Origin of the sequence: Cyclobacterium sp. 1_MG-2023 (assembly GCF_030546805.1) — a bacterium.
Lineage (GTDB): Bacteria > Bacteroidota > Bacteroidia > Cytophagales > Cyclobacteriaceae > Cyclobacterium.
Genome location: NZ_JAUOPC010000005.1, coordinates 227,106 through 252,134, shown reverse-complemented (window position 1 = coordinate 252,134; position 25,029 = coordinate 227,106). Strand labels below are relative to the sequence as shown.

At 38.5% G+C, this 25,029-nt stretch carries 25 protein-coding genes; 9 read left to right on the top strand and 16 right to left on the bottom strand.

The window, feature by feature from the left end:
* Window positions 1-16 precede the first annotated feature (16 nt).
* Genes alr through Q4534_RS09765 form a run of 3 tightly spaced genes read right to left on the bottom strand, consistent with a single transcriptional unit; the run spans window position 17 to window position 2,997 of the window.
* Complete coding sequence (gene alr / locus Q4534_RS09775; RefSeq protein ID WP_303612987.1) at window positions 17-1,171, bottom strand: alanine racemase; 1,155 nt, start codon at window positions 1,169-1,171, stop codon at window positions 17-19.
* Window positions 1,172-1,175: 4 nt separating this feature from the next.
* Window positions 1,176-2,306 carry an amidohydrolase gene (locus Q4534_RS09770; RefSeq protein ID WP_303612986.1) on the bottom strand — a complete coding sequence of 377 codons (1,131 nt, stop codon included), beginning with the start codon at window positions 2,304-2,306 and terminating at the stop codon, window positions 1,176-1,178.
* Complete coding sequence (locus tag Q4534_RS09765; RefSeq protein WP_303612985.1) at window positions 2,290-2,997, bottom strand: peptidoglycan DD-metalloendopeptidase family protein; 708 nt, start codon at window positions 2,995-2,997, stop codon at window positions 2,290-2,292. Before Q4534_RS09765 ends, Q4534_RS09770 begins: the two co-directional genes overlap by 17 nt.
* Before the next feature lie 151 nt (window positions 2,998-3,148).
* On the opposite strand from Q4534_RS09765, the gene Q4534_RS09760 reads away from it, so the two are divergent.
* Window positions 3,149-4,105 carry a pyridoxal-phosphate dependent enzyme gene (locus tag Q4534_RS09760; RefSeq protein WP_303612984.1) on the top strand — a complete coding sequence of 319 codons (957 nt, stop codon included), beginning with the start codon at window positions 3,149-3,151 and terminating at the stop codon, window positions 4,103-4,105.
* 7 nt (window positions 4,106-4,112) lie between these two features.
* Here the strand turns inward: Q4534_RS09760 and Q4534_RS09755 are convergent, their stop codons facing one another.
* The 3 genes from Q4534_RS09755 to Q4534_RS09745 are packed head-to-tail and all read right to left on the bottom strand — an operon-like array spanning window position 4,113 to window position 6,954.
* Window positions 4,113-5,261 (bottom strand): cysteine desulfurase family protein, encoded by a 1,149-nt coding sequence (locus tag Q4534_RS09755; protein WP_303612983.1) that lies wholly within the window; start codon window positions 5,259-5,261, stop codon window positions 4,113-4,115.
* A 24-nt stretch (window positions 5,262-5,285) separates the two neighbouring features.
* Window positions 5,286-6,674, bottom strand: coding sequence for a phosphoglucosamine mutase (glmM, locus tag Q4534_RS09750; RefSeq protein ID WP_303612982.1), 1,389 nt, complete (start codon window positions 6,672-6,674; stop codon window positions 5,286-5,288).
* Window positions 6,675-6,723: 49 nt separating this feature from the next.
* Window positions 6,724-6,954, bottom strand: coding sequence for a hypothetical protein (locus Q4534_RS09745; protein WP_014019156.1), 231 nt, complete (start codon window positions 6,952-6,954; stop codon window positions 6,724-6,726).
* A 74-nt stretch (window positions 6,955-7,028) separates the two neighbouring features.
* On the opposite strand from Q4534_RS09745, the gene mazG reads away from it, so the two are divergent.
* Entirely contained in the window at window positions 7,029-7,832 is an 804-nt protein-coding gene (gene mazG, locus Q4534_RS09740; RefSeq protein WP_303612981.1) for a nucleoside triphosphate pyrophosphohydrolase, read from the top strand.
* 471 nt (window positions 7,833-8,303) lie between these two features.
* On the opposite strand, the gene Q4534_RS09735 is transcribed toward mazG, so the two are convergent.
* The 6 genes from Q4534_RS09735 to Q4534_RS09710 all read right to left on the bottom strand — a co-directional run bounded on the left by Q4534_RS09735 (window position 8,304) and on the right by Q4534_RS09710 (window position 14,893).
* Window positions 8,304-9,821, bottom strand: coding sequence for a GH3 auxin-responsive promoter family protein (locus Q4534_RS09735; protein WP_303612980.1), 1,518 nt, complete (start codon window positions 9,819-9,821; stop codon window positions 8,304-8,306).
* A 20-nt stretch (window positions 9,822-9,841) separates the two neighbouring features.
* Window positions 9,842-10,573: an LPS export ABC transporter ATP-binding protein gene (gene lptB / locus Q4534_RS09730; protein ID WP_303612979.1), complete on the bottom strand. Its 732-nt coding sequence runs from the start codon at window positions 10,571-10,573 to the stop codon at window positions 9,842-9,844.
* A gap of 2 nt (window positions 10,574-10,575) precedes the next feature.
* On the bottom strand, window positions 10,576-12,276 hold the full coding sequence (gene recJ / locus Q4534_RS09725; RefSeq protein WP_303612978.1) for a single-stranded-DNA-specific exonuclease RecJ: 1,701 nt from the start codon (window positions 12,274-12,276) through the stop codon (window positions 10,576-10,578).
* 109 nt (window positions 12,277-12,385) lie between these two features.
* Window positions 12,386-12,982 carry an SPOR domain-containing protein gene (locus Q4534_RS09720; protein WP_303612977.1) on the bottom strand — a complete coding sequence of 199 codons (597 nt, stop codon included), beginning with the start codon at window positions 12,980-12,982 and terminating at the stop codon, window positions 12,386-12,388.
* Between the two features lie 241 nt (window positions 12,983-13,223).
* Entirely contained in the window at window positions 13,224-14,102 is an 879-nt protein-coding gene (lipA, locus tag Q4534_RS09715; RefSeq protein ID WP_303612976.1) for a lipoyl synthase, read from the bottom strand.
* A gap of 68 nt (window positions 14,103-14,170) precedes the next feature.
* Complete coding sequence (locus tag Q4534_RS09710) at window positions 14,171-14,893, bottom strand: hypothetical protein (RefSeq protein ID WP_303612975.1); 723 nt, start codon at window positions 14,891-14,893, stop codon at window positions 14,171-14,173.
* Between the two features lie 408 nt (window positions 14,894-15,301).
* Here Q4534_RS09710 and Q4534_RS09705 point away from each other — a divergent pair, with 408 nt between their 5' ends.
* From Q4534_RS09705 to Q4534_RS09695, 3 genes are read left to right on the top strand one after another with little or no spacing between them, the layout of a single operon-like run.
* Window positions 15,302-15,850 (top strand): RNA polymerase sigma factor, encoded by a 549-nt coding sequence (locus Q4534_RS09705; RefSeq protein WP_303612974.1) that lies wholly within the window; start codon window positions 15,302-15,304, stop codon window positions 15,848-15,850.
* Window positions 15,831-17,150 (top strand): outer membrane beta-barrel protein, encoded by a 1,320-nt coding sequence (locus Q4534_RS09700; RefSeq protein ID WP_303612973.1) that lies wholly within the window; start codon window positions 15,831-15,833, stop codon window positions 17,148-17,150. Before Q4534_RS09705 ends, Q4534_RS09700 begins: the two co-directional genes overlap by 20 nt.
* Before the next feature lie 24 nt (window positions 17,151-17,174).
* Complete coding sequence (locus Q4534_RS09695) at window positions 17,175-18,131, top strand: hypothetical protein (RefSeq protein WP_303612972.1); 957 nt, start codon at window positions 17,175-17,177, stop codon at window positions 18,129-18,131.
* Window positions 18,132-18,179: 48 nt separating this feature from the next.
* Here Q4534_RS09695 and Q4534_RS09690 read toward each other — a convergent pair whose 3' ends face one another.
* From Q4534_RS09690 to Q4534_RS09675, 4 genes are all read right to left on the bottom strand, one after another.
* On the bottom strand, window positions 18,180-18,638 hold the full coding sequence (locus tag Q4534_RS09690) for a hypothetical protein (protein ID WP_303612971.1): 459 nt from the start codon (window positions 18,636-18,638) through the stop codon (window positions 18,180-18,182).
* Window positions 18,635-19,561: a calcium/sodium antiporter gene (locus tag Q4534_RS09685; protein ID WP_303612970.1), complete on the bottom strand. Its 927-nt coding sequence runs from the start codon at window positions 19,559-19,561 to the stop codon at window positions 18,635-18,637. Before Q4534_RS09685 ends, Q4534_RS09690 begins: the two co-directional genes overlap by 4 nt.
* A 14-nt stretch (window positions 19,562-19,575) precedes the next feature.
* The gene (gene upp / locus Q4534_RS09680) at window positions 19,576-20,214 is read right to left on the bottom strand and encodes a uracil phosphoribosyltransferase (RefSeq protein ID WP_303612969.1); all 639 of its coding nucleotides are present in this window, start codon (window positions 20,212-20,214) and stop codon (window positions 19,576-19,578) included.
* Between the two features lie 71 nt (window positions 20,215-20,285).
* Window positions 20,286-21,557, bottom strand: a complete 1,272-nt coding sequence (locus Q4534_RS09675) for an OmpA family protein (RefSeq protein WP_303612968.1) — start codon at window positions 21,555-21,557, stop codon at window positions 20,286-20,288.
* Between the two features lie 175 nt (window positions 21,558-21,732).
* Between Q4534_RS09675 and Q4534_RS09670 the strand changes: the two genes are divergently transcribed.
* The 4 genes from Q4534_RS09670 (at window position 21,733) to obgE (ending at window position 24,971) form a co-directional block, all read left to right on the top strand.
* The gene (locus tag Q4534_RS09670) at window positions 21,733-22,650 is read left to right on the top strand and encodes a M20/M25/M40 family metallo-hydrolase (RefSeq protein WP_303612967.1); all 918 of its coding nucleotides are present in this window, start codon (window positions 21,733-21,735) and stop codon (window positions 22,648-22,650) included.
* A gap of 78 nt (window positions 22,651-22,728) precedes the next feature.
* Window positions 22,729-23,265, top strand: coding sequence for a hypoxanthine phosphoribosyltransferase (hpt, locus tag Q4534_RS09665; RefSeq protein WP_303612966.1), 537 nt, complete (start codon window positions 22,729-22,731; stop codon window positions 23,263-23,265).
* A 27-nt stretch (window positions 23,266-23,292) separates the two neighbouring features.
* Window positions 23,293-23,865, top strand: coding sequence for an adenylate kinase (locus tag Q4534_RS09660; RefSeq protein ID WP_303612965.1), 573 nt, complete (start codon window positions 23,293-23,295; stop codon window positions 23,863-23,865).
* A 116-nt stretch (window positions 23,866-23,981) separates the two neighbouring features.
* Window positions 23,982-24,971, top strand: a complete 990-nt coding sequence (gene obgE, locus Q4534_RS09655; protein ID WP_303612964.1) for a GTPase ObgE — start codon at window positions 23,982-23,984, stop codon at window positions 24,969-24,971.
* Window positions 24,972-25,029: the final 58 nt, after the last annotated feature.

Sequence of the window (25,029 nt, the reverse complement as noted above, 5' to 3'; positions counted from 1 at the left end):
CCATTCTAAAAACGAATTATGTAACAATTTTTCTCGGAATATCATGAGGAAGCCGGGTCAATAGCTCATAATTGACCTGTTGGGTGGACTCTCCAAAGGAAGCAACGGTGATTTCATTCCTTTTTTGCCGCCCAATGATTACAACTTCGTCCCCCTTATTTACTTCTTTAAGGTCTGTGACATCTATTGAAATGGTATTCATGGTGACATTACCGACCACAGATAGCACCTTTCCATGAATCAATACCTTTCCGAGATTACTTAAGCTTCTTCCAAATCCATGGCAATAACCTACTGGTACCTGAGCTATAAGCATGTCTCTTGATGCCATATAGCTATTACCATACCCAATAAAGTCACCTATTTTTATTTTTTTTAGGCTCATGACTTGACTTTTCCAGCTAATCAGACGCCTTAGGGGATTCTTCTTGTTGGGAGCCAGTTGTTTGAATTTAAACATATAAGTCTCTTGACTTGGCCAAAAACCATACTGTGCAATACCAATTCTTACCATGTCCATGATGGTTTCGGGGTAGCTTAGTGAGGCTGCTGAACAAGCGGTGTGATAGCGTTCAAAGCTAATTCCCTTACTATTGAACCAATCTTTGAACTTATGGTATTGCTTGATCTGATTTTGTATTCTAACATAATTGGCTACACTTTCTGCCCCCGCATAGTGGGTACATAGACCACTTAGCTGAATATGATCGCTATTCTCTAATAGACTAGCCAATAATTCTTCTTTTTCCTCCCATTCAAAACCGGTTCGATGAAAGCCTGTTTCTACTTCAATATGGATTTTTGCTTTTATACCCAGCTCTTTACTTTTGTTAATCGCTGCTTCTAATCTATCCATTTCAAAACAATAAAAGCTTATACCATTTTCTATTAAATAGGGAAGGTTTTCATTTTCTACCATTCCCATTACCATGATTTGGCTTTTCTTTGTTGATGCTTTTTGCGCCCGAATGGCCTCATCCGTACTAAAAGCACTAAAATGCCTTATGCCTACATTTTCAGCAATTTTTACAATATTTTCTATCCCATGACCGTAAGCATTTCCTTTTATTACTGAAGAGATGGTTACGTTTTCTCCTATTTGACTTTTTATAAATCGTATATTGTTACTATATGCACTTTTGCTAATCGCCAGGAATGAGGTGTGCTCCATTATTTTAATGATTTAATCTTTGTATAATTGTGCGAAATATGTCGACTCCAATGGGTAGCAATTCATCAGGGAAGTCATAGCTGTTTTCATGCAGCTGCGGATGATTGACTCCGGAACCCAAGCCAAAAAGATAACTTTTAGTAGTAGCCGATAATACTCCAAAATCTTCAGACCATCGAAATGGTTCTGTTGCCTGCCTTTTTTGCAATCCCAAATTATCGACTGCTTCGTTTACGAGTTCACCGGCTTTCATTTCATTTTCCACCACTTGAAATTCTTCGGTGAAACTAATGGAACATTCCAAGCCTTGATCAGCTGCAATTCGGCGTGATATTGTACAAGCATTGTCTGTCAAGTTTGTCATGATATCATTGTCAAAAGTCCGAAGGGTAGCCATCACTTTGGCCTCTCCCGGTGTGGTGCCAAAAGCCACTTCACCCAGTTGTGCATGGATGATGGTCACCAAGGAAAAACCAGACACCTGATTTGGGAGCTCTTGTAATGCTGAAATCAACTGACAGATTGCATTTGCTGGACTTATGGCGTCTTCAGGGTGGGCTGCATGACTAGTTCTACCTTTCAAGGCAATGATCATGCCTTTGGAGGCAGCGGTAAATGCTCCCTTTTTTAATACCACTTCTCCCAAAGTATAACCGGGGAGGTTATGTAGGGCAAAGGCAAAATCCGGTATTATTTTTTTATAATTTGGTGAGTCAATAACTTCTTTTGCACCCATTCCTGTTTCTTCCGCAGGCTGAAACAATAAGATCACTCGCCCCTTTTTTGGCCTTTGCTTACTTAATGTCAGTCCAATGCCACAAAGTATGGCCATGTGTCCATCATGCCCACAGGAGTGGGCTACTCCAGGCGTGTTGCTTTTATAGGCAAAGTTGTTATTCTCAGTAATAGGTAAAGCATCGAGTTCAGCTCTAAACAGCGTGCTTGGCCCTTTCTCATCCCCATTGAATACAATGGCCAAACCATGTTCACCCAAGCCTTCTACAATTTCATCTGGTGATAAAGTTTCAAAATAGGACTTGATTTTTCGGGAGGTGTATTTTTCTTCTCCTGAAATTTCCGGCGCCTGATGCAGTTGTTTACGAAATGTGCTTATTTCTTTAATTATAGGATTCATTATGTAATTTTCTATTAATACCCTCAGCTAGTAAGCCAAGCCATGTTATTGGGTCCGGACAGTTTTCTTGGTACCATTCCTTTTCTGAGCTTGAACATACGCCCGGATAATCCCCTGATTTCCCCCCTAAATCTTTTATCAATTGAAAATGAAGGTGAGGAGGCCAATTGCCATTTTCCGGGGATGAACCAAGATGCCCAATTCTCTCTCCTTTTTCAAATGTTTGCCCTACTTTTAAATGCAGCAAGTCCTTATGGCTTAAGTGTCCATAAAGACTGTAAATTAATTTTCCTTGGAATGAATGCATGAGGATTATTGTAGGTCCATAATTGCCAAAGCCTTTATTGTCCTGAAAACTATGAAGGACACCATTTATGGGGCAATGGACAGGGGTTCCGGCAGCGGACCAAATGTCTATTCCAAGGTGAATGTTTCGGAATTTACTTGCTGAACTGTCTTCAAAAACACTACTTCTTTGATAAATGCTTCGCATCTCCAAATACCCGCCAATGCCATACACTTTGTTGTTTTGGGCCAAAAGATTGGTGACATAACGCTCAAAAGCGTGGGTGTCTAAAAGATCAATTTCCTTTAAGCCCAAATTGTTTGTACTCATGTCTAGTGAAATGGTATTGTTTCCATTCAGCGTTTCCCCCATTATCGGGTAAAATTCCAGGTGATTTATTGACATATTGCTCAAATAATATGCAAATGTAAGTCAAAAATTTTTTTCAATATAGGGAATATAGTTTGTTGCCAAAGGGCAGTGGCCATTTTTCTTCCTAGTAGATAATCCTTCTAGATTAATTGCCTATTGTTTAGATAATCTGCAATTTTGAAATATGAAGGAACAGCCAAATATATCAGGCGAAAGTATTCGAGAAGCAAGAGAAAGGATTGATAATATGGTTCATCGTACTCCGGTAATGCAATCAGAAGCCATCAGTAAAATGGCTGGTTGTAGTTTGGTTTTTAAATGCGAAAACTTTCAAAAAGTAGGTGCTTTTAAAGCTAGGGGGGCAGCCAATGCGGTGCTTAAAATGGCTCCAGAGAAAAAGAGAAAGGGGGTAGCAACCCATTCCTCAGGTAATCATGCAGCCGCTTTGGCTCGAGCGGCAAAAATGGCCGATATTCCAGCTTATATTGTGATGCCCAAAAATGCTCCTCAGGTAAAAAGAGATGCTGTGGAGGAATATGGTGGGATTGTAATTGAATGCGAACCTAACTTAAAGGCAAGGGAGGAAGGATTAGAAGCTGTAGTAAATCGGTATGGAGCCACTTTTATTCCTCCTTATGACCATCTCGATGTGGTGGAAGGTCAGGCTACTTGTGCCCTTGAGCTTTTTGAGACTTATCGATCTTTGGATTTTTTAATCGCACCGGTAGGTGGAGGAGGCTTATTGGCAGGAACTGCATTGGCTGCAAAGTTTTATTCTCCAACTACCAAAATCATTGGGGCAGAACCTGAAGGGGCAAATGACGCTAAAATGTCTTTTGAAGCCGGTCAAAGAATACCCGTGCAATCACCTAATACGATAGCTGATGGGTTGCTGACCTCTTTAGGGAAATTAAATTTTGAAATTATTTTGAAAGATGTTGACAAAATTCTTACGGTTTCCGACCAAGAGATTGTATCAGCCATGCGTTTGATATATGAGCGCATGAAAATTGTGATTGAACCAAGTAGTGCTGTGCCATTGGCTGTTGTTCTGAAAAACAAAGATTTATTTGCCGATCAAAATGTGGGCATTATCCTTTCAGGAGGTAATGTGGATTTAGCCCATTTGCCTTTTAAGTAAGCTTATTTTATGGAAGATACAAATCAGTCAATGTTTTTATGACACGGTCAACTTCAGCTTTAGTATTGAAGCGACTAAAGGAAAACCTAACGTTTTCTCTACGTGGATTTGTACCAAGCGCATTCAGAACATGTGAGCCTAGTTGAGCACCACTAGAACATGCAGATCCTCCGGATACGGATATCCCATTTAGATCCAGGTGGAACAAAAGCATTCCTTCATTGCTTTCAGAAGGTGGGAAGCTTACATTAAGCACAGTATATAAGCTTTCGTCGAGATTACCTGACAAACCATTGAAAGTTACTCCCGGAATGGCTTTTATTATTTGATCTCTAAAGTAAGTTTTTAACGCTAGGATCTCTTCAGTATGGATCGCTTGGTTTTCATAAGACAATTCAAGGGCTTTTGCCAAAGCAATTATGCCGGCAACATTTTCAGTCCCTCCTCTAAAGCTTCTTTCTTGCCCACCGCCAAAAATGAAAGGGTCAATTTTTTTATTCTTATTGATGTAAATAAATCCCACCCCCTTTGGGCCATGAAATTTGTGTGCTGAACCGGAGAGAGAGTGAATTGGAATTGTTTTTAAATCAAGAGGGTAATGCCCCATAGTCTGAACCGTGTCCGAATGAAAATAGCTGCCGTGTCGTTCACACAGTGCAGCTATTTTATTTATGTCATTCAGGTTTCCAATTTCATTGTTTCCATGCATTAAACTCACCAGGCTATTGGGCTCAGTCTCCAATAGGTTTGCCAATTGCTCCATATTTAGCCTGCCTTCTAGGTCACATTCCAGCAAGCTTAACTTTATGTTTTGCTTTTCAGCCAGTTTTTCGGCCACATGCAAAACAGCATGGTGTTCAATGCGAGAGGTGATGATATGTTTTATATCATAAGTGGCGATTGCCCCACAAATGGCCATATTGTCGGCTTCTGTGCCACCTGAAGTAAATATGATTTCCCCGGGACTGACATTAAGTAAACCTGCAATTTTTTTTCTGGCTTTTTCCAATGCGGCTCTGGCATCCCTGCCATGACTATGCACCGAAGAAGGATTGCCGAAATTACGCTTGAGGTAAGGTAACATCTCCTCCAGCACACGTTCATCTATAGAAGTTGTTGCTGCATTGTCAAAATATAGGCTTGCCAATTCATTCATGGTAAATGCATGGATAGTTTCAGATTATTTCTCTGAGATTATCTCTTTGATATCTAGGATAATTTTATTGGCCAGGTGCTCTGCGGTAGCTGAAGTTCCTGACTCAGAATAGATTCTTATAATAGGTTCTGTATTTGATTTCCTTAAATGCACCCATTCTTTGTCAAATTCTATTTTTACTCCATCAATGGTGTTGATAGGGTATTTTTGGTATTTGCGCTGAATCTTCTCCAAAATGCTGTCAACATTGATTGAAGGAGTAAGTTCAATTTTATTTTTTGAAATAAAATAACCGGGGTAACTTGCTCTCAGTCTGCTTGCAGATTTTCCAAATTTGGCCAGATGAGTAAGAAACAAACCTATGCCTACCAAGGCGTCTCTACCATAGTGTGATTCAGGATAAATGACTCCACCATTGCCTTCGCCTCCAATAATTGCATTGGTTGCTTTCATTTGGTTTACCACATTTACCTCTCCTACAGCTGCTGCATTGTATTCACCTCCCCTTAGTTCAGTTACATCCCTCAAAGCCCTAGTAGAGCTAAGGTTTGAGACTGTATTGCCTTTTTGTTGAGAAAGCACATAGTCGGCCACTGCTACAAGGGTGTATTCTTCTCCAAAAAAGCTGCCATCTTCATTTAAAAAGGCCAGCCTATCTACATCCGGATCAACTACAATTCCAAGATCAAAATTACCATTTTCCAACTTTAGAGAAATATCTCTTAGGTGTTCAGGTAATGGCTCTGGGTTATGGGGGAAGTCGCCATTTGGTTCACAGTACATTTTTTCAATGACCTCTACTCCTAGAGCTGTTAATAATTTTGGAATTACCAGTCCCCCTGAAGAGTTGACACAATCTATGACGATCTTAAATTTTCTTGCAGCGATGGCAGCAGGGTCCACCAGTTTCAAGTCCAATACATGTTGAATATGGATGTCAAGGTAATCTTCCCTTTGGGTATAATTCCCTAGTTTTCTAACCTCTGCAAAAGTAAAATCTGCTTTTTCAGCCTTGTCCAGCACTTCTTTGCCTTCAATATCTGAAATAAATTCTCCTTGTGAATTGAGAAGTTTTAGTGCATTCCATTGAATGGGATTGTGGCTGGCTGTAATAATAATACCTCCACCTGCGTTTTCTTTAGGAACAGCAAGCTCCACAGTTGGGGTGGTGCTTAAGCCCAAGTCAATGACATCAATGCCTAATCCTTGCAAGGTGCTTGCGACCAATTGAGAAACCATCTCTCCGGAGATTCTGGCATCTCTACCCAATACAATTTTTTTATTTGATGAATTTTCTAAAACCCAGGCCCCATAGGCAGCTGAGAATTTCACAATGTCTAAAGGGGAAAGTCCATCTCCGGGTTTTCCGCCTATAGTTCCTCTAATACCGGAAATCGATTTAATTAATGCCATTTAAAGAATTTAATGGAAGGTTATAAAAATGAGTATTGGATGATTATTCTTATTTGAATTTAGCCATGACCTTGTCTACTTCATTGTCAGGATTGCCACAGGAGCTTCCGTCATCTACTTTTTTACCACAGTAGCCACAAGTTTCGCCTTCCTTGTTTAAGTAGGGGTTTTGAGAGGCACAAGTGCCTTTAAATTGTCCGTTTTTTAAGAATATTAACCTTACAGACATTAAAATGAAAAATAATGCCAGGAATGCCAATGTTAAATATACAGTTGTCATATCAATTTTATTTCTGCAAATTTACGTAATACTTTCAAAACGTTTATACCGAAATATAAGTTTCCTCCCTTTTTATGAATAATCCGGAAAAAAGGAAAGAGCAGCTAGCTGCTTTTGACAAGCTATTGACCATCATGGACGAACTCCGTGAAAAATGCCCTTGGGATAGAAAACAAACCATTGAGAGTTTAAGGCATTTGACTATTGAAGAGACATTTGAGCTTTCAGATGCTATCTTAAACAATGATTTGGAAGAGATTAGTAAAGAACTAGGTGATATTCTGTTGCACATTGTCTTTTATGCACGCTTGGGTGATGAAAAGAATGCCTTTGATATTGGGAAAGTTATTGAACAGCTGAATGAAAAATTGATTCGGAGACATCCTCATATTTACGGAGATACTGCAGCTGATGATGAAGAGGCAGTAAAGCAAAATTGGGAAAAGATCAAACTGAAGGAAAAAGGGAATACTAGTGTGCTCGGTGGCGTTCCAAGGTCTTTACCGGCCCTGATCAAAGCCATGCGTATACAAGAAAAAGCCCGGGGGGTTGGCTTTGATTGGGAGGAGAAGCAGCAGGTCTGGGGAAAGGTGGAAGAAGAGATGGCTGAATTCCGAGAAAATTTTGATGCCACAGATGAAGTTCCTGTCAATAAAGAGGAGGCCACTAAAGAATTTGGGGATCTTTTGTTTTCCTTGATTAACTATTCCCGGTTTATTGGTGTAAACCCTGAAGAAGCTTTAGAGAAGACCAATAAAAAATTTATCTATAGGTTTCAATACCTTGAAAGTGCCGCCAAAGCTTCAGGGAAAACATTGGCTGAGATGAGTCTGCAGGAAATGAATGCCTACTGGGAAGCTGCGAAAAAGAAGGAATAATAAACGAGATTTAAAAGAAAATTCTGAACGTGGAGTTATCCACCTTTTACACTTAGATTAAAATAAATAAAATATACTTATTTTAAGTTTTCCACAAAAACGCAAATTTTATATATTTGATAAATAGCTGAAAAACAGTAACTTAACACCTTGTTGTAGGTGTGTGTGGATAAGTATTATGAATTGTGGATAAATATTTCTTGCTTTTTTAATTCCTCAAATGCGCTAAATGCAGGCTGTTTTAGGTTTGTTTCTCACCATGCTTTCTAGGTAAATAGCATTTGTTTTTCACTGCTGATTTCATCCTGATTTAGAATCTTCTTTGGTTTATCTTCCAGGTGTCAAAATGAATTTATCAGGGCTAGGAAAGACTGGGTAAATCATTCGTTTTTTTAGGGGTAGTGTGTTTATAATAAGTCTGATTTGAAAGCAATTCTACCAAGCCATAAATGGTCTATAACATGATTTGGCTTAAACAAATTTTAGTATTTCCTCAATATATTCTCTATTGTTAGATAGTCGTGGAACTTTATTTTGACCACCCAGGCGTCCTTTTGATTTGAGCCACTTTGTAAATAAGCCTTCTGAAGCAAAATGGAGAACAGGTAGTTTTAATACCATGTCTTTATATCTTTTTGCATCATAGTCTGAATTCACATTGCGCAATTCCTGATCCAGTCTTTGAAGGAATTCATCCTTGTTATTGGGGAACTTGACAAATTCAATAATCCACTCGTGTGTACCTTGTTGGTGATTGCTGTCAAAATAGACCGGGGCAGCGGTAAAGTTGCTAATGGTCGCTCCTGTGGCATTGCAGGTGATTTCCATGGCTTTCTCAGCATTTTCTACAATCAGCTCCTCGCCAAAAGCATTGATAAAATGTTTGGTCCTTCCGGAAATCTTTATTCTGTAAGGGTCAATTGAGGTGAATTTAACCGTGTCTCCAATTTTGTATCTCCACAATCCGGCATTGGTTGAAATTAACAATGCATAATTTTTATCTTTTTTTACTTTATCCAAAGGGATAATCTCCGGATGCTCGCTTTCAATCTCTTCCATAGGTATGAATTCATAAAAGATACCATAGTCGAGCATCAGTAATAATTCATCAGAATCTTTTTGATCCTTGATGCCGAAAAAACCTTCTGAGGCATTATAGGTTTCCATATAATGCATATTTGGGCTGGGAATTAGGCTTTCAAAAATGCTTTTATAAGGTCCAAAGGCTACTGCGCCATGAAAGAATACTTCCAGATTTGGCCATACCTCTAAGATGTTTTTACTATTGGTTTTTTCTAGTACTTTTTTAAGAAGGACTAAGGTCCAGGTGGGAACTCCTGTAAGGCTGGTGACATTTTCTTTCAGGGTTTCTTCAACCATCTTTTCCATTTTCGCTTCCCACTCACTCATCAAAGCTACCTCTAAACTTGGTGTCCTGGCCATTTGGGCCCATACCGGTAGGTTTCTTGTGATAACGGCTGAAATATCTCCTGAAAAGCTGTTTTCATTAAAATCAAGGTTGTTCGTCTGCAAACTTCCCCCTATGGTAAGGCTCTTCCCTGTAAATAGTTTGGTTTCAGGATAATTGTTGATATAGAGGGAAAGCATGTCTTTTCCTCCTTTAAAATGGCAATCTTCCAGACTTTCCGGGGAGACAGGGATGAATTTACTCCTGGAAGAAGTGGTACCTGAAGATTTTGAAAACCAATGAATGGGAGTAGGCCAAAGAACGTTTTGCTGGCCTTTCATGGTCTGCTCAATATAGGGTTTTATGGCTTCATAATCATGAACAGGCACCCATGCATTAAAGTCTTCGTAAGCGGAAATTTTCCCGAAATTGTATTTCTTTCCAAACTCCGTATGTTTTGCCGTATGAATCAACTTGAATAAGATCTCTCTTTGGGTCTCAAGTGGGTTATTTTTGAATTTTTCGATCTGGCCTATACGGTTTTTTAGGATCCAGGTCATAAAAGTATTGATCAATTCCATGGTGGAGGTTTGGTCCGTTTTTATATTTTTCTTTTCAGCTCGAAATTCTTTCCCAGGTAAACTTTCCTTACCTGCTCATCGGCTGCCAATTCTTCAGCGGTTCCTGCCTTCAGGAGTTTGCCTTCGAACATTAAGTAAGCACGGTCTGTAATGGATAAGGTTTCATTCACATTGTGATCAGTAATGAGTATACCGATATTTTTATTTTTTAATTTGGCTACGATGCTCTGGATTTCTTCTACAGCAATTGGATCCACTCCGGCAAAAGGCTCATCAAGCAATACGAAACTAGGATCTACAGATAGTGCTCTGGCAATTTCTGTACGCCTTCTTTCCCCACCGGAGAGCACCATTCCCAAATTTTTTCTAACATGGGTTAGGCTAAACTCTTCTAATAACTCTTCAACCTTTTCCTTTTGTGCTTTTTTGGGGATATCACTCATTTCCAAAACAGCCATGATATTTTCCTCTACGGTTAGTTTTCTGAAAACAGAGGCCTCTTGGGCAAGGTATCCAATACCTAGCTTTGCCCTTTTGTACATTGGCAAAGGTGTAATGTCTTGGTTGTCCAAGTACACGGTTCCCCCGTTAGGTTGTACCAGCCCCACTATCATATAAAAAGAGGTGGTTTTTCCTGCTCCATTGGGGCCTAGGAGCCCTACAATTTCTCCTTGCCCTACTTCCACGGAAATGTCGTTAACTACCTTCTTTTTCTTGTATATCTTAACAAGGTGCTCTGCCTTTAATATCATGTTTAATCAAATTTGATATCCTTAACGTAAAGTTGCAAACTACTGGTGTTTCTGAATGTGTTTTCTCGTATTTCAAACGCGATATTAAATCGCATTTTGCTATTTAATAAGTCGTAATAATCTGCAAAGCCAAACCCGATGCAAACGGGCTTGGTACTCTGTCCATCTTGAATAATGTCAAAACGTAGATGTTTGTCTTTTAGCACACGTACGTTTTCTGCAAAGACCTGGTTGGCGCAAAATACAGGTTCAGGGTTTCCCGGTCCAAAGGGAGTCATCTGTTTAAGTATATTGTAAAATCTATAATTGATTTGGTCTAGGATTAATTCATCATCTATCTCCAAAATGGGTTTCATATGGATTTCACTTACCCTTCTGCTTACTACCGATTCAAACTTCTCTTGAAATGCAGGTACATTCGCAACTGATAGCGTGAGGCCGGCCGCATATTTATGTCCTCCAAACTGCTCTAGCAGGTCGCTGCACTCTTCTATGGCTTCATAAATATTGAAATCATATACGGACCGAGCACTGCCTGTTGCTTTATTGTTGGACTCCGTAAGTATAATGGTTGGACGATAATATTTCTCAATGCAACGAGAAGCTACTATGCCGATAACCCCTTTGTGCCAGTCTTCTTTGAATAGAACGGTACTCTTAAACTCTCCGTCCAATTCTCTGGTTTCAATCATTTCCAATGCTTCGCGGGTGATGTTCTCATCAAAATTTTTCCGTGCTGCATTGACATCCTCTACAAGTTCTGCCCGTCGAACAGCCTCGTCTAGGTCCTTTGAAATAAGAAGTTCTACTGATGCTTTGGCATGTTCCAGCCTTCCTGATGCATTGATTCTTGGACCAATTTTAAATACAATGTCTGTAATGTTGATGTCTTTTTCTAATTTACCTTTTAGAATAAGCGCTTTAATCCCGGGCCTAGGATTATTGTTCAGTCTTTCTAGACCAAAGTAGGCCAAAATTCGATTTTCTCCTGAAATAGGGACAATGTCTGATGCAATACTGATCACCAGCAAGTCTAGGAAAGCGTAGAGGGTATTTTGATTTCTGCCTGTAAACTGAGAAAAAGCTTGTATGAGTTTAAAGCCTACTCCACAGCCGCTTAATTCTTTAAAAGGGTAGGGGCAGTCTTTTCTTTTAGGGTCTAGAACTGCGATGGCTTGAGGTAGGGTTTCGCCTGGTGTATGGTGATCACAAATAATAAAATCTACCCCCAGTTCATTGGCCAGATCAATTTTGTCTAAGGCTTTGATCCCGCAGTCAAGGGAAACCACCAAGCTGAAATTATTTTCTGCTGCAAAGCGAACTCCTTTCTCAGAAATACCGTAGCCCTCTTTGTATCTATCAGGAATATAAAATGCTACATTTGGATAAAATGATTGAATAAATCCGTAAAAAAGTGCCACTGAGGTAGTCCCATCTACATCATAATCTCCATAAACCAGTATTTTTTCATTTTTCTCGATCGCTTGATGTAACCTGTGAACGGCCACATCCATGTCTTTCATGAGATAGGGGTCATGTAGTTTATCTATGTCTGGTCGGAAGAAATCCTTAGCTTGTTGAAAGTCAGAAATGCCGCGGTTCACCAACACATTTGCAAGAGTTGGGTTTACGTTAATTTCATTGCTTAGGTGTTCTACTAATTCGGAATTTGCCTTGTCTTTATGTTTCCATCTATAGTCCATGGCGCGTAAATTACAAAACAAACAGGCGATTCAACTAAAAAAACACCTTAATAATTTTATTATAAATTATTCGTTTTACTTAATGTCCATGCATTGAGTACATTACCAATTATTCAATGACTTCAGTAATGACTTCCTTAAGGGGGACCCTATTCCCGTCTTTGTAAGGAACTATCCAAGCTTCCTTGACTCCGATTTTTCTGAGTTTTTTCTTAAATAGATCCGCCATGTCGTAATCTCTGAATTGACCCAAAATATATTTGATATAGCCATCTTCATCGATTATTTTCATGTCACTGCCATTCTCGGTAAGTTCCCTTAAGTCTAGCTCATCAAATGCAGCCAATTGAACTTTAAAAACAAGTCCCTTACTCCACTCATCCTCTTGGGAGTTTCTGTTTTCGTTCGATTCTTGGTTTTGTTCAGTACTTAAGCTTATGACCTGTCGTGCGAGCCTGTCAATTTCATTTTCTTTTCTGCTGATTTGTTGCTCGATATAGGATATTTTTTCCAAAAGGTTGAAATTCTCTTGGGACAGTTTGGTTTTCCCCTCAACTAAAGCTTTAAATGCCTCAGGGCTCATTTCTTTTTTCTGTTGTTTCCAGGATTTGTACTCCTCTTTTGTTAGCCCACCTACTGTCTTAGAAGAACAGTTGAAAAAAACTGTAGCGATAATTACTATTAGTAATGTTTTGGTAAAAGTCATTTTAATGCACGTTTAAAATCCCGTTATTTTGCTAAGGTATAGACAGGCATAAGGTACAAAAAATTAGCCATTATCCTTTCCTTCCTAAAAAAAATCATAGCACCCCGGCTTTCTACTGGGATATTGGCTGGGGTGCTGGGATTTTATCTTGGAATAAGCCATTGCTTTACAGTCACTTATTCTTTGTCTTTGCGTGAGTAGGAAATGTTTACTGGAATAAGACAGCTAAAGCATTGTTAAATTATACGTTAACATGTCGCTCTGCATGGTAAGAAGACCTTACAAGTGGGCCTGATTCTACATATTTCAAGCCTCTTTTTAGTCCTTCTTCCCGGTATGCATCAAATTGATCCGGGTGAATAAACTCTGCAACCTCTATATGCATTTTGGTAGGCTGTAAATATTGACCAAGCGTTAATATGTCGCAACCATTTTCAGCTAAATCGTCCATGGCCTTATGCACCTCGTCTTGTTTTTCACCCAAGCCTAGCATAATGCCGGTTTTTGTCCTTTTGCCAAATTCCTTGGTAAGTTTGATTTGCTCAAGTGATCGGTGATATTTGGCCTGAGGCCTCACCCTTCTGTAGAGCCTTTCAACCGTCTCGACATTGTGTGACACCACTTCTTGCCCCGCACTTATCATTCGGTACAATGCGTCCCAATTACTCTTTACATCAGGAATTAAGGTTTCAATAGTGGTTTCTGGGGAGCTTTTCTTGGTTTCGGCTACTGTTCGGTACCAAATATCTGCGCCTTTGTCTTTCAGTTCATCTCTATTTACTGATGTGATCACAGCATGTTTGACTTGCATCAATGTTATGGCTTCAGCAACTCTCCTTGGTTCGTCTTCATCATACTCCGGCGGCCTGCCTGTGGCTACCGCACAAAAAGAACATGACCTTGTGCAAACATTGCCTAGAATCATAAAGGTGGCAGTTCCTGCACCCCAGCATTCGCCCATATTTGGGCAATTTCCACTTTCACAAATGGTGTGTAGTTTGTGCTCATCTACTAATTTGCGAACATGGGCATATTCTTTACCCACAGGTAATTTAACCCTTAACCAATTGGGCTTTTTTCTTTTGGTTTGTTCTTCAGAAATTACAGGTAATTCTATCATATCGGGTTGTTAAATCCGTTCAAAATTAGTCATTAAATTTGAGTTAACCCAAATGAATGCCGAACTCTCTATCTTCTAAACCCATAGTAGAGGGTAACAAACGCCGATTGGAAGATTTGTCTGTTTTCGGTAGTAGGCATTAAGGGAATCTCTTTGGTAAAACCTTCTAATTGGTAACCAAGTTCCAGACCTGTTACATTTGACTTCAAAAAACCAAATTCAAAATTGATGGCTGCTTTGGCATTTCCCCCAAAAGCTATTTCAGATTCTCCGATTCCTTCAAAAAGTCGGCCCGGGCCTAGTATATCAAATTTGCTCTGATGGACTTCCGGATCATAAGGTTCTCGCACAGTTTCTGTCCGATTAATGTAATATTCTATATAATAAGGTGCAAGTAAACCAATAGTTGGCCCAATGGCTGCTAAAAATGAAATTTGTACCCCTTGATGAGGAGCTTTTTTAAAAGCTATAATTTCTCGACCATATTGTGGACGAATGGCATAGAGGTAATTAGATTTACCGAAAATATAAGTGTTTCCTAAAGCAGTAGGGTACCTCACTTCCTTGGGGTTTTTGACATTGGCCAGTTCTAAATTAAAAAATTGAAACAAGTTGTCATTAATTCTGGAACCAATTTTAAAACTTATTCCCCCAATCAATCCACCATTGGTGTTCTTATTGATTCCAAAGAGAACCTCTTTGTCATAGTCATAGTTGCCGGATTCTTCTTCCTGCGCCTTTAAATTGAAGCAGGAAGCGAATAGGAAAGTAAACAATAGGAAATATTTCATTTCTTTAGTTATAAGCGATTAACAATTTAAACGCTAAATTTACATTTATTGTTATTTATCAGGTACTAAAAATAGTCAGATAAAGTTTATCATGCAAAAGCAATAAATTAAGTTGAGTTATTGAAGGGGGAGGATTGATGAATTATGGCCCTAAAGAGTCCTTTTCAAATTAGGAAGCTATTGACCAATATGATTTATGAAATAGAATGGACTCATTTATATTATTTTATTTATTCTTTTTCTTTTTTGTGACAATATGCAAAACGCTGAATGATAATAGTATAGCTATATTTTTATAAGTATGTGAGAAGTCCTGATAAAAAATAGCAGGAAAATATTACAGTTGATGTAGCGTTTTTCAAGTATCGTCCGTATAGGTTAAAAATATACCCAATAAAAAATAGGCTTTTGGAGAAGAATCTCATACAAGAAGCACAGAAGCGAGATAAGAAATCGTTAGAAAGGCTTTATAGGCACTTTTATGGCTATGCTATGAGTATTGCACTAAGGTATTCAGGAAATCGGGAAGAGGCCTGCGAGATTGTAAATGATAGTTACATGAAAGCCTTTGATAAGTTGGATCAGTTTAGCTTAGACAATTCTTTCAAGTCTTGGTTTCGACGGATAATTATTAATACTTCCGTTGATTATTACCGGAAGAATTTAAAACATCAAGGGATCATGGAAATTGAAAAAGCGCATGCCGAAACTTACAATCCTGATATCATAGATGAGCTTTCGAAGGAGGATATTTTAAATTGTCTTGGCGAATTACCTGATATTTTGAGAGTGATTTTCAATATGTACGAAATAGAAGGGTATAGGCATGCTGAAATTAGTGAAAAGTTAGGCATTCCCTCAAGTACCTGTCGCACTTATTTGGCAAGGGCTAAGGAGAGGTTAAGAGACAAAATTATTGCACTTAATTATATAAAAAATGAAGGAGCAGTTCGATAAGAAACTAGCGGAGAAAATAGAAGCCTCCTTCAGCAATCATGAGGAGCCATTTGATCCCAAACAGTGGGAGAAGTTTTCAGATGCTTATTTTAAGCCTAAGAAAAAGGCTTGGATGATCTATTGGCCTTTTGTGACTGCCGGGGTTGCGGCTAGTTTATTGTTCTTTTTCTTATATTTTCCGAAACAAGAAGAAATTGGGCAAAAGGTAAAATCCATTACTGATGCAGTAGTAAAAGAAAAATTACCTTCTTTCGGAAAAGAAGAACAGAATACTGTGTCTGGGAATAATATTGGATCAAGTGCAGAAGTGGATACTGAAGAAGGACATAATGGTAGCTATAGATCAAAGACTTCCGGTTTAAAAGCTGAACAAAATATTAATATTGATAGAGATCAGGTTCCAATAGTTCCTAATCAGGAGGAAAGTATAATCCCCTCCATAATAGAAGATTTCACCTATACTTGGGATGAATTTCAGGCTGCAATAGAAGCGAGTTTTGATACCCTACAAAGCAGTACTGCCTTGGACTTAAGAAGCAATCAGGCAATGTCTGTCGCTGAGGCCCAATCATTGGTGGATCAATGGAAATCACCGAGCTCAGAAGAGCAGTCTAAAGAAGTAGTATCTCCTGAAAGGACCTTTAAACTAGGGCTAATGGTAAGTCCCCAAGCCAATTCCAATCCTGTGTCTGGAATGAATTTGGGGGCGGGAATAATGTCTGAGATTTCCTTGAGTAAGAAGTTAAAATTAGATGTAGGTTTGGCCTATGCAAATCAACGCATGGGGGCACAAGCAAACCAAGGTATGAGAGAGATGCTTGCAGTACCGGATGGGAATTACCAAAAAACCAACAGTAATATTATAGATACTGAATATAGGCTTAACTTTGCCTCTTTGGATATTCCGATAAACTTAAAGTATAAATTCTATGATAAAGAGCAAACAGGCATGTATTTTATCACAGGTTTGTCAAGTATGGTATATTTAGATCAGAACACTGTTGAGTCCTATCAAGCGCAATCTTTGTTCAATGCAAATAGTGTCAATGGAGCCTTGGAATATGCTCCTTCTGTGCAAAGCTTTAGTAATGTATATACACCTGAAAGTGGCCAAAGTAATGCTGATTTTGCAGGTCTTTTGAACCTCTCCTTCGGATATGAGTATAAGTTAAATAAGGGGTTTTATGTCTCCTTTGAGCCCTTTTATAAATTACCACTTGGGAGCCTTACCTTTGCCAATCAGCAGTTCTCAATTGGCGGAGTTAACCTAAGAATGAATTTCAATTTTAAAAATAAATAACAAACCAAAAATTAATTGATCACCATGATTTTAAAGAACAAATTTACTTGGCTTTTAGGTCTATTCATTTTAATGACATCCTGTCTTGATGATTCTCCATCAGAGATTGAGTTGGATATGGAAAGAGATGATCTTGCCTTGGAGTATTACCTTAATTCAAATAATATTGATGCTACGAAAACTCAATCAGGATATTATTATGCTAAAACCGTTGAAAATCCTGATGGAGACCAATTTGTAAGTGATGATTATATTGGGGTTTATTATGAAATCAAAAGTCTGGATGGCCAATTGATAGATTCTCATTTGGATGAAAGTTTGGAGCCTAAAATATTTAAATATAGTCAGGATGGATTATGGCCAATAGCCATTACTTATGCTTCAGGTTTGGCTAATGTTGGGGAAGAAATGACCGTTTATTCTCCCTCTTACCTGGCTTTTGGTAATTATAGCTATGAAACTTTAATTTTATCATCTTCGAATTTGATCATTAAATTAAAGTATGCTGCCAAATATACGGAAGAGGAGCTTAAGGAGCGAGAGGAAGCAATGATCGCAGATTACATTGCGGCGGAACAATTAGAAGGTTTTGTGGAAGTTGAAGAAGGTGTGTATGTGCGTACAATAACTGAAGGAGATGATTCCAAAACTGAATCTCAGCTGGGGAGTACGGTTTCGGTAGATTTCGAATTGTTTGAGTTGGGAGCAGATGAACCCGTTTACGAGTCATATGAAAGTAATCAGCCTACCTCTGTTTCTGTTGGAAATTCCGGTTTGGAATTTTTGAATGAGGGATTGATTGATGTTTATCCTGATCAGAAATTGGAGATACTGTCTACCTCTTTCAAGGCATATGACCAATCCATTCAAATTTTCCCATCAGTAATCCGAGAGGATCTTGTAGACTTGGGAGAACAAATAGATTTGGTAAGACCATTTACTCCGATTTTATTTAAAGCAGAAGTCCTTTCTGTCAATTAATAATCGTCAAAAAAGCTTAAAAAAGGGATTGTACTTCAATCCCTTTTTTTATGTCCAAAGGTCTCTTAACAAAGGGATTTTTAATAATTCTTCAATGCTTAATCCAAAAATAATTGACCAAAAAAGAGCACTTACTAACATTGTAAACAAAATTTTCTTCTTGGCAACACCAAAGGATGTCAAAACCACAGTTCCTCCAATTGGTGTTAAGATAAGTGGTGTTAAAAAAGCAATCCCCCAAATGCCAAATTTCTTCCACACTTTGATGGTATTTCTTGTTCGTTTAGAGAATTTCTTTGATTTTTTTTTGATTATGATGGTCCAGTTTTTTTTAAACCATTCTCCCAAAAATGTAAATAGAAATACTGATGTCATCATACCCAAAACTGTGACCAGAATTATCTCTATCAAACTATAGCCTGCCGCTGCCCCTAATAGTGGGCCGGCAATAAATTTAAACAAGCAGAGAAAATATATTCCTGCAAATGTAATCAAGTACTCACTCATGAAATAAGGATATAAATATATAAGAGGTATCCAATCAATAGACCGGCTCCTTTTATTCTAGTGATAATATAATTGATTCGCATGATCGGGAGGAGGAGGATAGTAAACCCTAGCATCCATACGAAGTCTGTAAAAATAAATTCTGTGGCTACGTCGATTGGTTTGATGAGTGCAGTAATACCTATAATAGAGAATACATTCATTATGTTGCTCCCTAAAATATTCCCTAAAGCCATTTCAGTTTCTTTCTTTAATGCAGCCATTACTGAGGTGACTAGTTCAGGCAAACTAGTACCTATGGCGATGATTGTAACTCCAATTATTCGCTCACTTACCCCAAAGTTTCTTGCGATTAATGATGCATTACCTACGACCAACTCGGAACCGAAATAAAGGCCTGCAGCTCCCCCTACTAACTGTAAAATAGCCAGCCATGGAGATTGCTTTTTCATTAAAACGGCTTCTTCTTCAGTAAATTCTACCCTTTCAATTGTTTTGAAAAAATACCAATTTAGGGCAATGAAACAAGAAAATAAAATTATTCCTTCATACAGGGAGATGACACCGTTGAAGGCCATTATATAAAATAATACGGAGCTAATTAAAGTAAATGGATAATCTAATTTTAGTGTGGATTTTTGTATATATATGGGGAATATTATAGCGCTAATACCCAATACAAGACTGATATTAGAGATATTGCTACCGATCACATTTCCTATGGTAATGTCGCTTGCCCCTTTAAGTGAAGCAGTCACACTTACCAATAACTCAGGTGCAGAAGTTCCAAAAGCAACAATTGTTAGTCCTATTAAGCCGGGACTTAGTCCCAATCTAGCAGCAATAGCCGATGCGCCATCAACAAGAAATTTCCCTCCCAATAGCAGGATTAGGAAACCTAGGGCCAGTATTAAGTAGCTCATGTGTAAATAATATTTTAAATTTTAGGACCAAATGCTAGGTCACCAGCATCCCCTAAACCAGGGACGATGTAGGATTGTTGGTTTAATTTTTCATCTAAAGCCCCTATCCAAAAACGATAGGGAAGGCCTAGGTTTTCCTTTATATATTCTAGTCCCTCAGGGGCCGCAAAGGCACTAAGAATTTCAATTTGTTTTGGCTGACCATGCCCTTTTAGGGCATCAATACTTTTTAAAAAAGATTTTCCTGTAGCGAGCATTGGGTCAACCATGATTACTGTTTTTCCAGTAAGATCCGGGGCTGCCAGGTAATTTAAAGAAATTTCTATATTATCACCTTCCTTCCGATAGGCTCCAATAAAACCACTATCAGCTTGATCAAAAAAATTCAAAACTCCTTGATAAAAAGGAACAGCAGCCCTCAAAACGGCAATAATCACAGGCTGTTCTTTTAGTAAAGGCGTTTCTACTTCTGCCAATGGGCTAGTTATGGTGCTTGGCGCATAGGAAAGCCCTTTAGAAACCTCATAAGCTAATATTTCGCCTACTCTTTCAAGGTTTTTCCTGAATCGTAGTCGGTCCTTTTGAATGTGGATGTTACGAAGCTCAGCCAAAAACTGGTTGGCAATTGAATTGTTTTGATTTAGAATAAACATGATAGGACAAAGTAAAACAAAAAAACCCGATCTTTTAAGATCGGGTTTTAAATATTTATTTATGAATCCTATTATTGGATCTCAAAACTTACTCTTCTAGCCATTTGTCTAGCATCTGTGGAAGATTTGTCTACGCTTGTGTCTTCACCATAACCTTTGTAAGAAAGTCTAGATGCATCTACTCCTGTAGCTACTAGCAAATCATAAACAGACTTGGCTCTTTTTTCAGAAAGCTTCATGTTGTAGTTCTCAGGACCTAACTCATCAGCATAACCTTTGATTTCAACCTGAACACCTGGGTTTCTCTTCATGAAGTTTGCTACATAATTAGCAGAAGAAGCAGAGTACCCTAGTGGTTTAGAGCTATCGAATGCAAAATAAACGTTTACATACTGATCGTTGATCGCTTTTGCAAGGTAATCAACTTCTTCAGTGTCTTCAGGAGCACATCCCTCAAGAGAAGCTGGACCTGGAACGAAAGGACATTTGTCTAAGTGGTCAGGAAGACCATCTCCATCAGAATCCATAGTAGTACCTGCGGAATTAACCCTTGCTCCAGCCGGAGTGTTAGGCTCTTTGTCCAAATAATCAGGAACACCATCGCCATCTGAATCTTTTAGCATGTCTTTGATCTCACCGATCTGAGTTGCCAATTCATCCTTAGTAGCATATTTGTTTTCTCTGATGTACCAATCAGCGTGTGTATCGTTACTTCCTAGATAGAAAGTAAGACCTAAAGTACCAGTCCACCATACAGAATTCATTCCGTAGTATCCATCATCAGCGGCAGTAATGTCAGAAGCTCCGTCGAAAGCTACTGATTGACGTCCTGCAACGAAATTAGTGATGTCACCGTTAAGGGCAACTCTGTCACTTAATTTAACTTGCAAGGTCATACCGGTACTAACATTGTACTGTTTGTCTTTTATGTCTGCAAATTGGTTTTCTTGAGCTGTAAGCTGGCCAATTCCGCCGCCAAAGTGACCCAAAAGATTGAAAGTCTGTGAAAAGGTTTCCCAGTTCAGGATTCTTCCAAGATTTGCAACTCCTTGTAGGTTTAGACGGTAATAGTTTGATGAGAAATCAGGAGTGTCGCTAGCATTTTTGAAGCTACCGATACCAAAATCTAGTTTGGTTCCGAATTTTTCGTTAAACATATACCTGACCCCAAGGTCGGCATGTCCAAGATTAAGGGTAGGTGAGAAATAACCTGGCGTCATTGGAGCCATTGGTTTGTTGAACCCTCCATTAACCTCTACAGACCATTTGTTGAAGTCGTCTTGAGCATTAGCACCTACAGCTAAAGCACCAACCATTAGTGTTGATAGTATTATTTTTTTCATGATAAAAAATTTTTTACAACATTCAGTGTTTTAATTGATTTTGATTGCTATTAGATTTTTACTCGGTTTATGATACAAATGTATATTAATTTACGGGAACTTTAAACATCTATGTCAATTGTTTCAATAAAAACTAATTTGATCCCGAAATTTATAAAAATATTTAACATAAACTATGCCATTCACAAATTTATTAAAAGAAATTCTTCAATTAGAAAGTGTGTCAGGTGATGAAGCAAATATATCTGCTTTTATCTTAAACCATATTTTAGAACGTAAAGTCAACTGGAAAGTTACACCAAAAATTTATTTTGGCGAAGAATTTCAAGACAATATTGTTCTTGTTTTCGGTAAGCCCAGAACTGCTGTATTCGCACATATGGATACTGTAGGTTTTACGGCTAGGTATGAGAACCAACTTGTGCCCATTGGTGGTCCGGAACTTTTGGATGGCGTATGGTTGGTTGGTCAAGATGAGGCCGGACCCATTAGGTGTAAAGCCAAAGAAATTGATGGGAATGTATACCATGATTTCCCTAGAAAGATTCAAACAGGTACTTTGCTTTCCTTCGAACAGCATGTTAAAGTGGGAGACGGCTATCTTGAGGGTGCCTTTTTAGACAATAGATTGGGGGTGTATACCTTGCTACAATTGTGTGAAACACTAGAAAATGGAGTGCTTGTGTTTAGTACTTATGAAGAGCATGGTGGTGGTTCTGTTCCTTTCCTGATTAAATTTATTTATGACCATTGGAAAATTAAACAAGCGCTTATAGCGGATGTAACTTGGGTTACCGAAGGGGTGCATTTTAATGAAGGGGTAGTCATTTCCATGAGAGATAGCTTTATTCCACGTAAGAAATTTGTCGATAAAATTATCGAAATGGCCCGTAGATCCAATATTCCTTTTCAACTTGAGGTTGAAGCTTATGGTGGAAGCGATGGAAGGGAAATTCAAATGAGCCCCTATCCAATAGATTGGTGTTTTATTGGACTTCCTGAGGAAAACCCCCACAGTCCGATTGAGAAGGTGGCTTTGTCAGATTTGGAAAGTATGGTAAAATTCTACCAATATTTATTGCAATATTTGTAATGGTTTTGATTATGTTCTTAATTTATAACCATATTATTTAGACAAATACTTTACGACCCCAAAACACATCCGGTTAGAATGATTCAATTAAAGCACCTGGTTTTTGAGCAATTTCTAAAAGAAGCTGTACTTCTAAAAAGGGTAAAAGAACTTGCCAATGCTATAAATCATGATTATCAAGGAAAAAATCCCATCTTTTTAGCTGTTTTAAACGGTAGTTTTATGTTTATGTCTGATATTTGCAAAGAAGTAACTGTAGATGTTACAGTAAGCTTTATTAAAATTGCTTCTTATTCCGGCGTGAAATCTGAGGGGAAAGTTAGGGATTTGATAGGCCTAGAGGAGTCGCTTCAAGGGAAAGACGTTATAATAGTCGAAGACATTGTGGATACAGGTACTAGTATGTCGCACCTTCTTGAAGCAATTAATGCCGAAAACCCAAAAAGTGTTGAGGTGGTCAGCCTGCTGACCAAACCGGATGCCCTTAAAAAACCTATTGATATTAAGTATGTAGGTTTTGAAATTCCCGACTTATTTGTGGTGGGATATGGCTTGGATTTTGAAGGTCTGGGAAGAAATTTGAGAGATTTATACCAAATAGTTGATAAAAATTAATACTCTATTCATATTAAAATTACACTTATGTTAAATATCGTTTTGTTTGGCCCTCCCGGAGCAGGTAAAGGGACCCAAAGTGAAAAGTTGATAGAAAAATACAATATTGAACACATATCCACTGGGGATTTATTCAGAAAGCATTTGGGTGAAGGTACTGAGCTAGGTAAATTGGCCCGTAAATACATGGATGAAGGAAATCTTGTTCCGGACGAAGTTGTAATTGGTATGGTAGAAGACAAGATCAACCATTCTTTGGATGCCAATGGGGTGATTTTTGATGGTTTTCCTAGGACTGTTGCACAGGCGGAAGCACTTGACACTTTATTGACCAAAAAAGGGACAGCCATTTCAGGGATGATAGCTTTAGAGGTTCCTGAGGAAGAGTTGAAAAACCGTTTGATGGAAAGAGGTAAGACTTCAGGAAGAGTGGACGACCAAGACGAAGAAAAGATTAACAATAGGATTAAGGTTTACAATCAAGAGACTTTGCCGGTTGCGAATTATTACGAAAAGCAAGGGAAATTGTCCAAAATTCATGGTGTTGGTGCCATTGATGAAATCTTTCAAAAGATTTGTGCTGTTGTAGATAAGTATTAATCACTATCTTTGCATGATAATTTTATGGCTGAGCTTTTAAGCTTGGCCATTTTCTTTTCATCCAAACCTTGGTAGGAGAAGAATAATAAAGAAGTACTAATTAAACGAGGAAAGTAGTGGCAGGATCCAATTTTATTGATTATGTAAAATTTTGTTCCCGATCGGGAGCAGGAGGAAATGGGTCAGTACATTTCAGACGAGAAAAACATGTGCCCAAGGGCGGTCCTGATGGTGGTGATGGTGGCAGAGGAGGCCATATTATTCTAAGAGGAAATGCCCAGTTGTGGACCCTACTTCATCTAAAATACAAAAAACATGTCATTGCAGATAGAGGAAATAATGGTGAAGGAGGCAGAAGAAAAGGTGCAGATGGAAAGGATGTCATTTTAGAAGTACCCATTGGTACTGTTGCACGTGAGGCAGAAACAGGTGAGTTCAGGTGTGAAATTACTGAAGATGGACAAGAGTTTGTTTTGACTCCAGGAGGTAGAGGAGGGCAAGGTAATGACCACTTTAAGACCTCGACTAATCAAGCTCCTCATTATGCACAGTCCGGAGGTGAAGGAATAGAGGAATGGATCATTTTGGAGCTTAAGCTATTGGCGGATGTGGGCTTGGTGGGTTTTCCAAATGCAGGTAAATCAACTTTATTGGCCAGTGTGTCTGCAGCAAAACCTGAAATTGCGGATTATGCCTTTACCACACTCATCCCAAATTTAGGAGTAGTGGACTATAGAGATGGTAAATCCTTTGTGATGGCAGATATACCGGGTATTATTGAAGGAGCTGCAGAAGGTAAGGGGTTAGGACTTAGGTTCCTACGGCATATTGAGAGGAATTCCATACTCTTGTTTTTAGTGCCTGCAGATGCAGACCATATTGGTGAGCAATACGCTATTCTATTGGATGAAATTAAAAGATACAATCCTGAGCTACTGGATAAAAAACGGATTTTGGCCATTTCCAAAGCAGATCTATTGGATGAAGAGCTTATGGAAGCACTAAAACCTGAAATACCGAAAGATGTGCCACATCTTTATTTTTCATCCGTGACAGGTTTTCAGTTGCCTGCACTTAAAGATTTGATTTGGAGTGCATTGCAGTAAATGTGTCAGAATGTCATATTAATTGAAAATGGCAAGTTAATTGTTTAAAGGAGTTTGA

Excerpts from the sequence above, each read along its gene's own strand:
- alr (WP_303612987.1), bottom strand. The coding sequence starts at position 1,171 with ATGGAGCACACCTCATTCCTGGCGATTAGCAAAAGTGCATATAGTAAC.
- Q4534_RS09770 (WP_303612986.1), bottom strand. The coding sequence starts at position 2,306 with ATGAATCCTATAATTAAAGAAATAAGCACATTTCGTAAACAACTGCAT.
- Q4534_RS09765 (WP_303612985.1), bottom strand. The coding sequence starts at position 2,997 with ATGTCAATAAATCACCTGGAATTTTACCCGATAATGGGGGAAACGCTG.
- Q4534_RS09760 (WP_303612984.1), top strand. The coding sequence starts at position 3,149 with ATGAAGGAACAGCCAAATATATCAGGCGAAAGTATTCGAGAAGCAAGA.
- Q4534_RS09755 (WP_303612983.1), bottom strand. The coding sequence starts at position 5,261 with ATGAATGAATTGGCAAGCCTATATTTTGACAATGCAGCAACAACTTCT.
- glmM (WP_303612982.1), bottom strand. The coding sequence starts at position 6,674 with ATGGCATTAATTAAATCGATTTCCGGTATTAGAGGAACTATAGGCGGA.
- Q4534_RS09745 (WP_014019156.1), bottom strand. The coding sequence starts at position 6,954 with ATGACAACTGTATATTTAACATTGGCATTCCTGGCATTATTTTTCATT.
- mazG (WP_303612981.1), top strand. The coding sequence starts at position 7,029 with ATGAATAATCCGGAAAAAAGGAAAGAGCAGCTAGCTGCTTTTGACAAG.
- Q4534_RS09735 (WP_303612980.1), bottom strand. The coding sequence starts at position 9,821 with ATGGAATTGATCAATACTTTTATGACCTGGATCCTAAAAAACCGTATA.
- lptB (WP_303612979.1), bottom strand. The coding sequence starts at position 10,573 with ATGATATTAAAGGCAGAGCACCTTGTTAAGATATACAAGAAAAAGAAG.
- recJ (WP_303612978.1), bottom strand. The coding sequence starts at position 12,276 with ATGGACTATAGATGGAAACATAAAGACAAGGCAAATTCCGAATTAGTA.
- Q4534_RS09720 (WP_303612977.1), bottom strand. The coding sequence starts at position 12,982 with ATGACTTTTACCAAAACATTACTAATAGTAATTATCGCTACAGTTTTT.
- lipA (WP_303612976.1), bottom strand. The coding sequence starts at position 14,102 with ATGATAGAATTACCTGTAATTTCTGAAGAACAAACCAAAAGAAAAAAG.
- Q4534_RS09710 (WP_303612975.1), bottom strand. The coding sequence starts at position 14,893 with ATGAAATATTTCCTATTGTTTACTTTCCTATTCGCTTCCTGCTTCAAT.
- Q4534_RS09700 (WP_303612973.1), top strand. The coding sequence starts at position 15,831 with ATGAAGGAGCAGTTCGATAAGAAACTAGCGGAGAAAATAGAAGCCTCC.
- Q4534_RS09695 (WP_303612972.1), top strand. The coding sequence starts at position 17,175 with ATGATTTTAAAGAACAAATTTACTTGGCTTTTAGGTCTATTCATTTTA.
- Q4534_RS09690 (WP_303612971.1), bottom strand. The coding sequence starts at position 18,638 with ATGAGTGAGTACTTGATTACATTTGCAGGAATATATTTTCTCTGCTTG.
- Q4534_RS09685 (WP_303612970.1), bottom strand. The coding sequence starts at position 19,561 with ATGAGCTACTTAATACTGGCCCTAGGTTTCCTAATCCTGCTATTGGGA.
- upp (WP_303612969.1), bottom strand. The coding sequence starts at position 20,214 with ATGTTTATTCTAAATCAAAACAATTCAATTGCCAACCAGTTTTTGGCT.
- Q4534_RS09675 (WP_303612968.1), bottom strand. The coding sequence starts at position 21,557 with ATGAAAAAAATAATACTATCAACACTAATGGTTGGTGCTTTAGCTGTA.
- Q4534_RS09670 (WP_303612967.1), top strand. The coding sequence starts at position 21,733 with ATGCCATTCACAAATTTATTAAAAGAAATTCTTCAATTAGAAAGTGTG.
- hpt (WP_303612966.1), top strand. The coding sequence starts at position 22,729 with ATGATTCAATTAAAGCACCTGGTTTTTGAGCAATTTCTAAAAGAAGCT.
- Q4534_RS09660 (WP_303612965.1), top strand. The coding sequence starts at position 23,293 with ATGTTAAATATCGTTTTGTTTGGCCCTCCCGGAGCAGGTAAAGGGACC.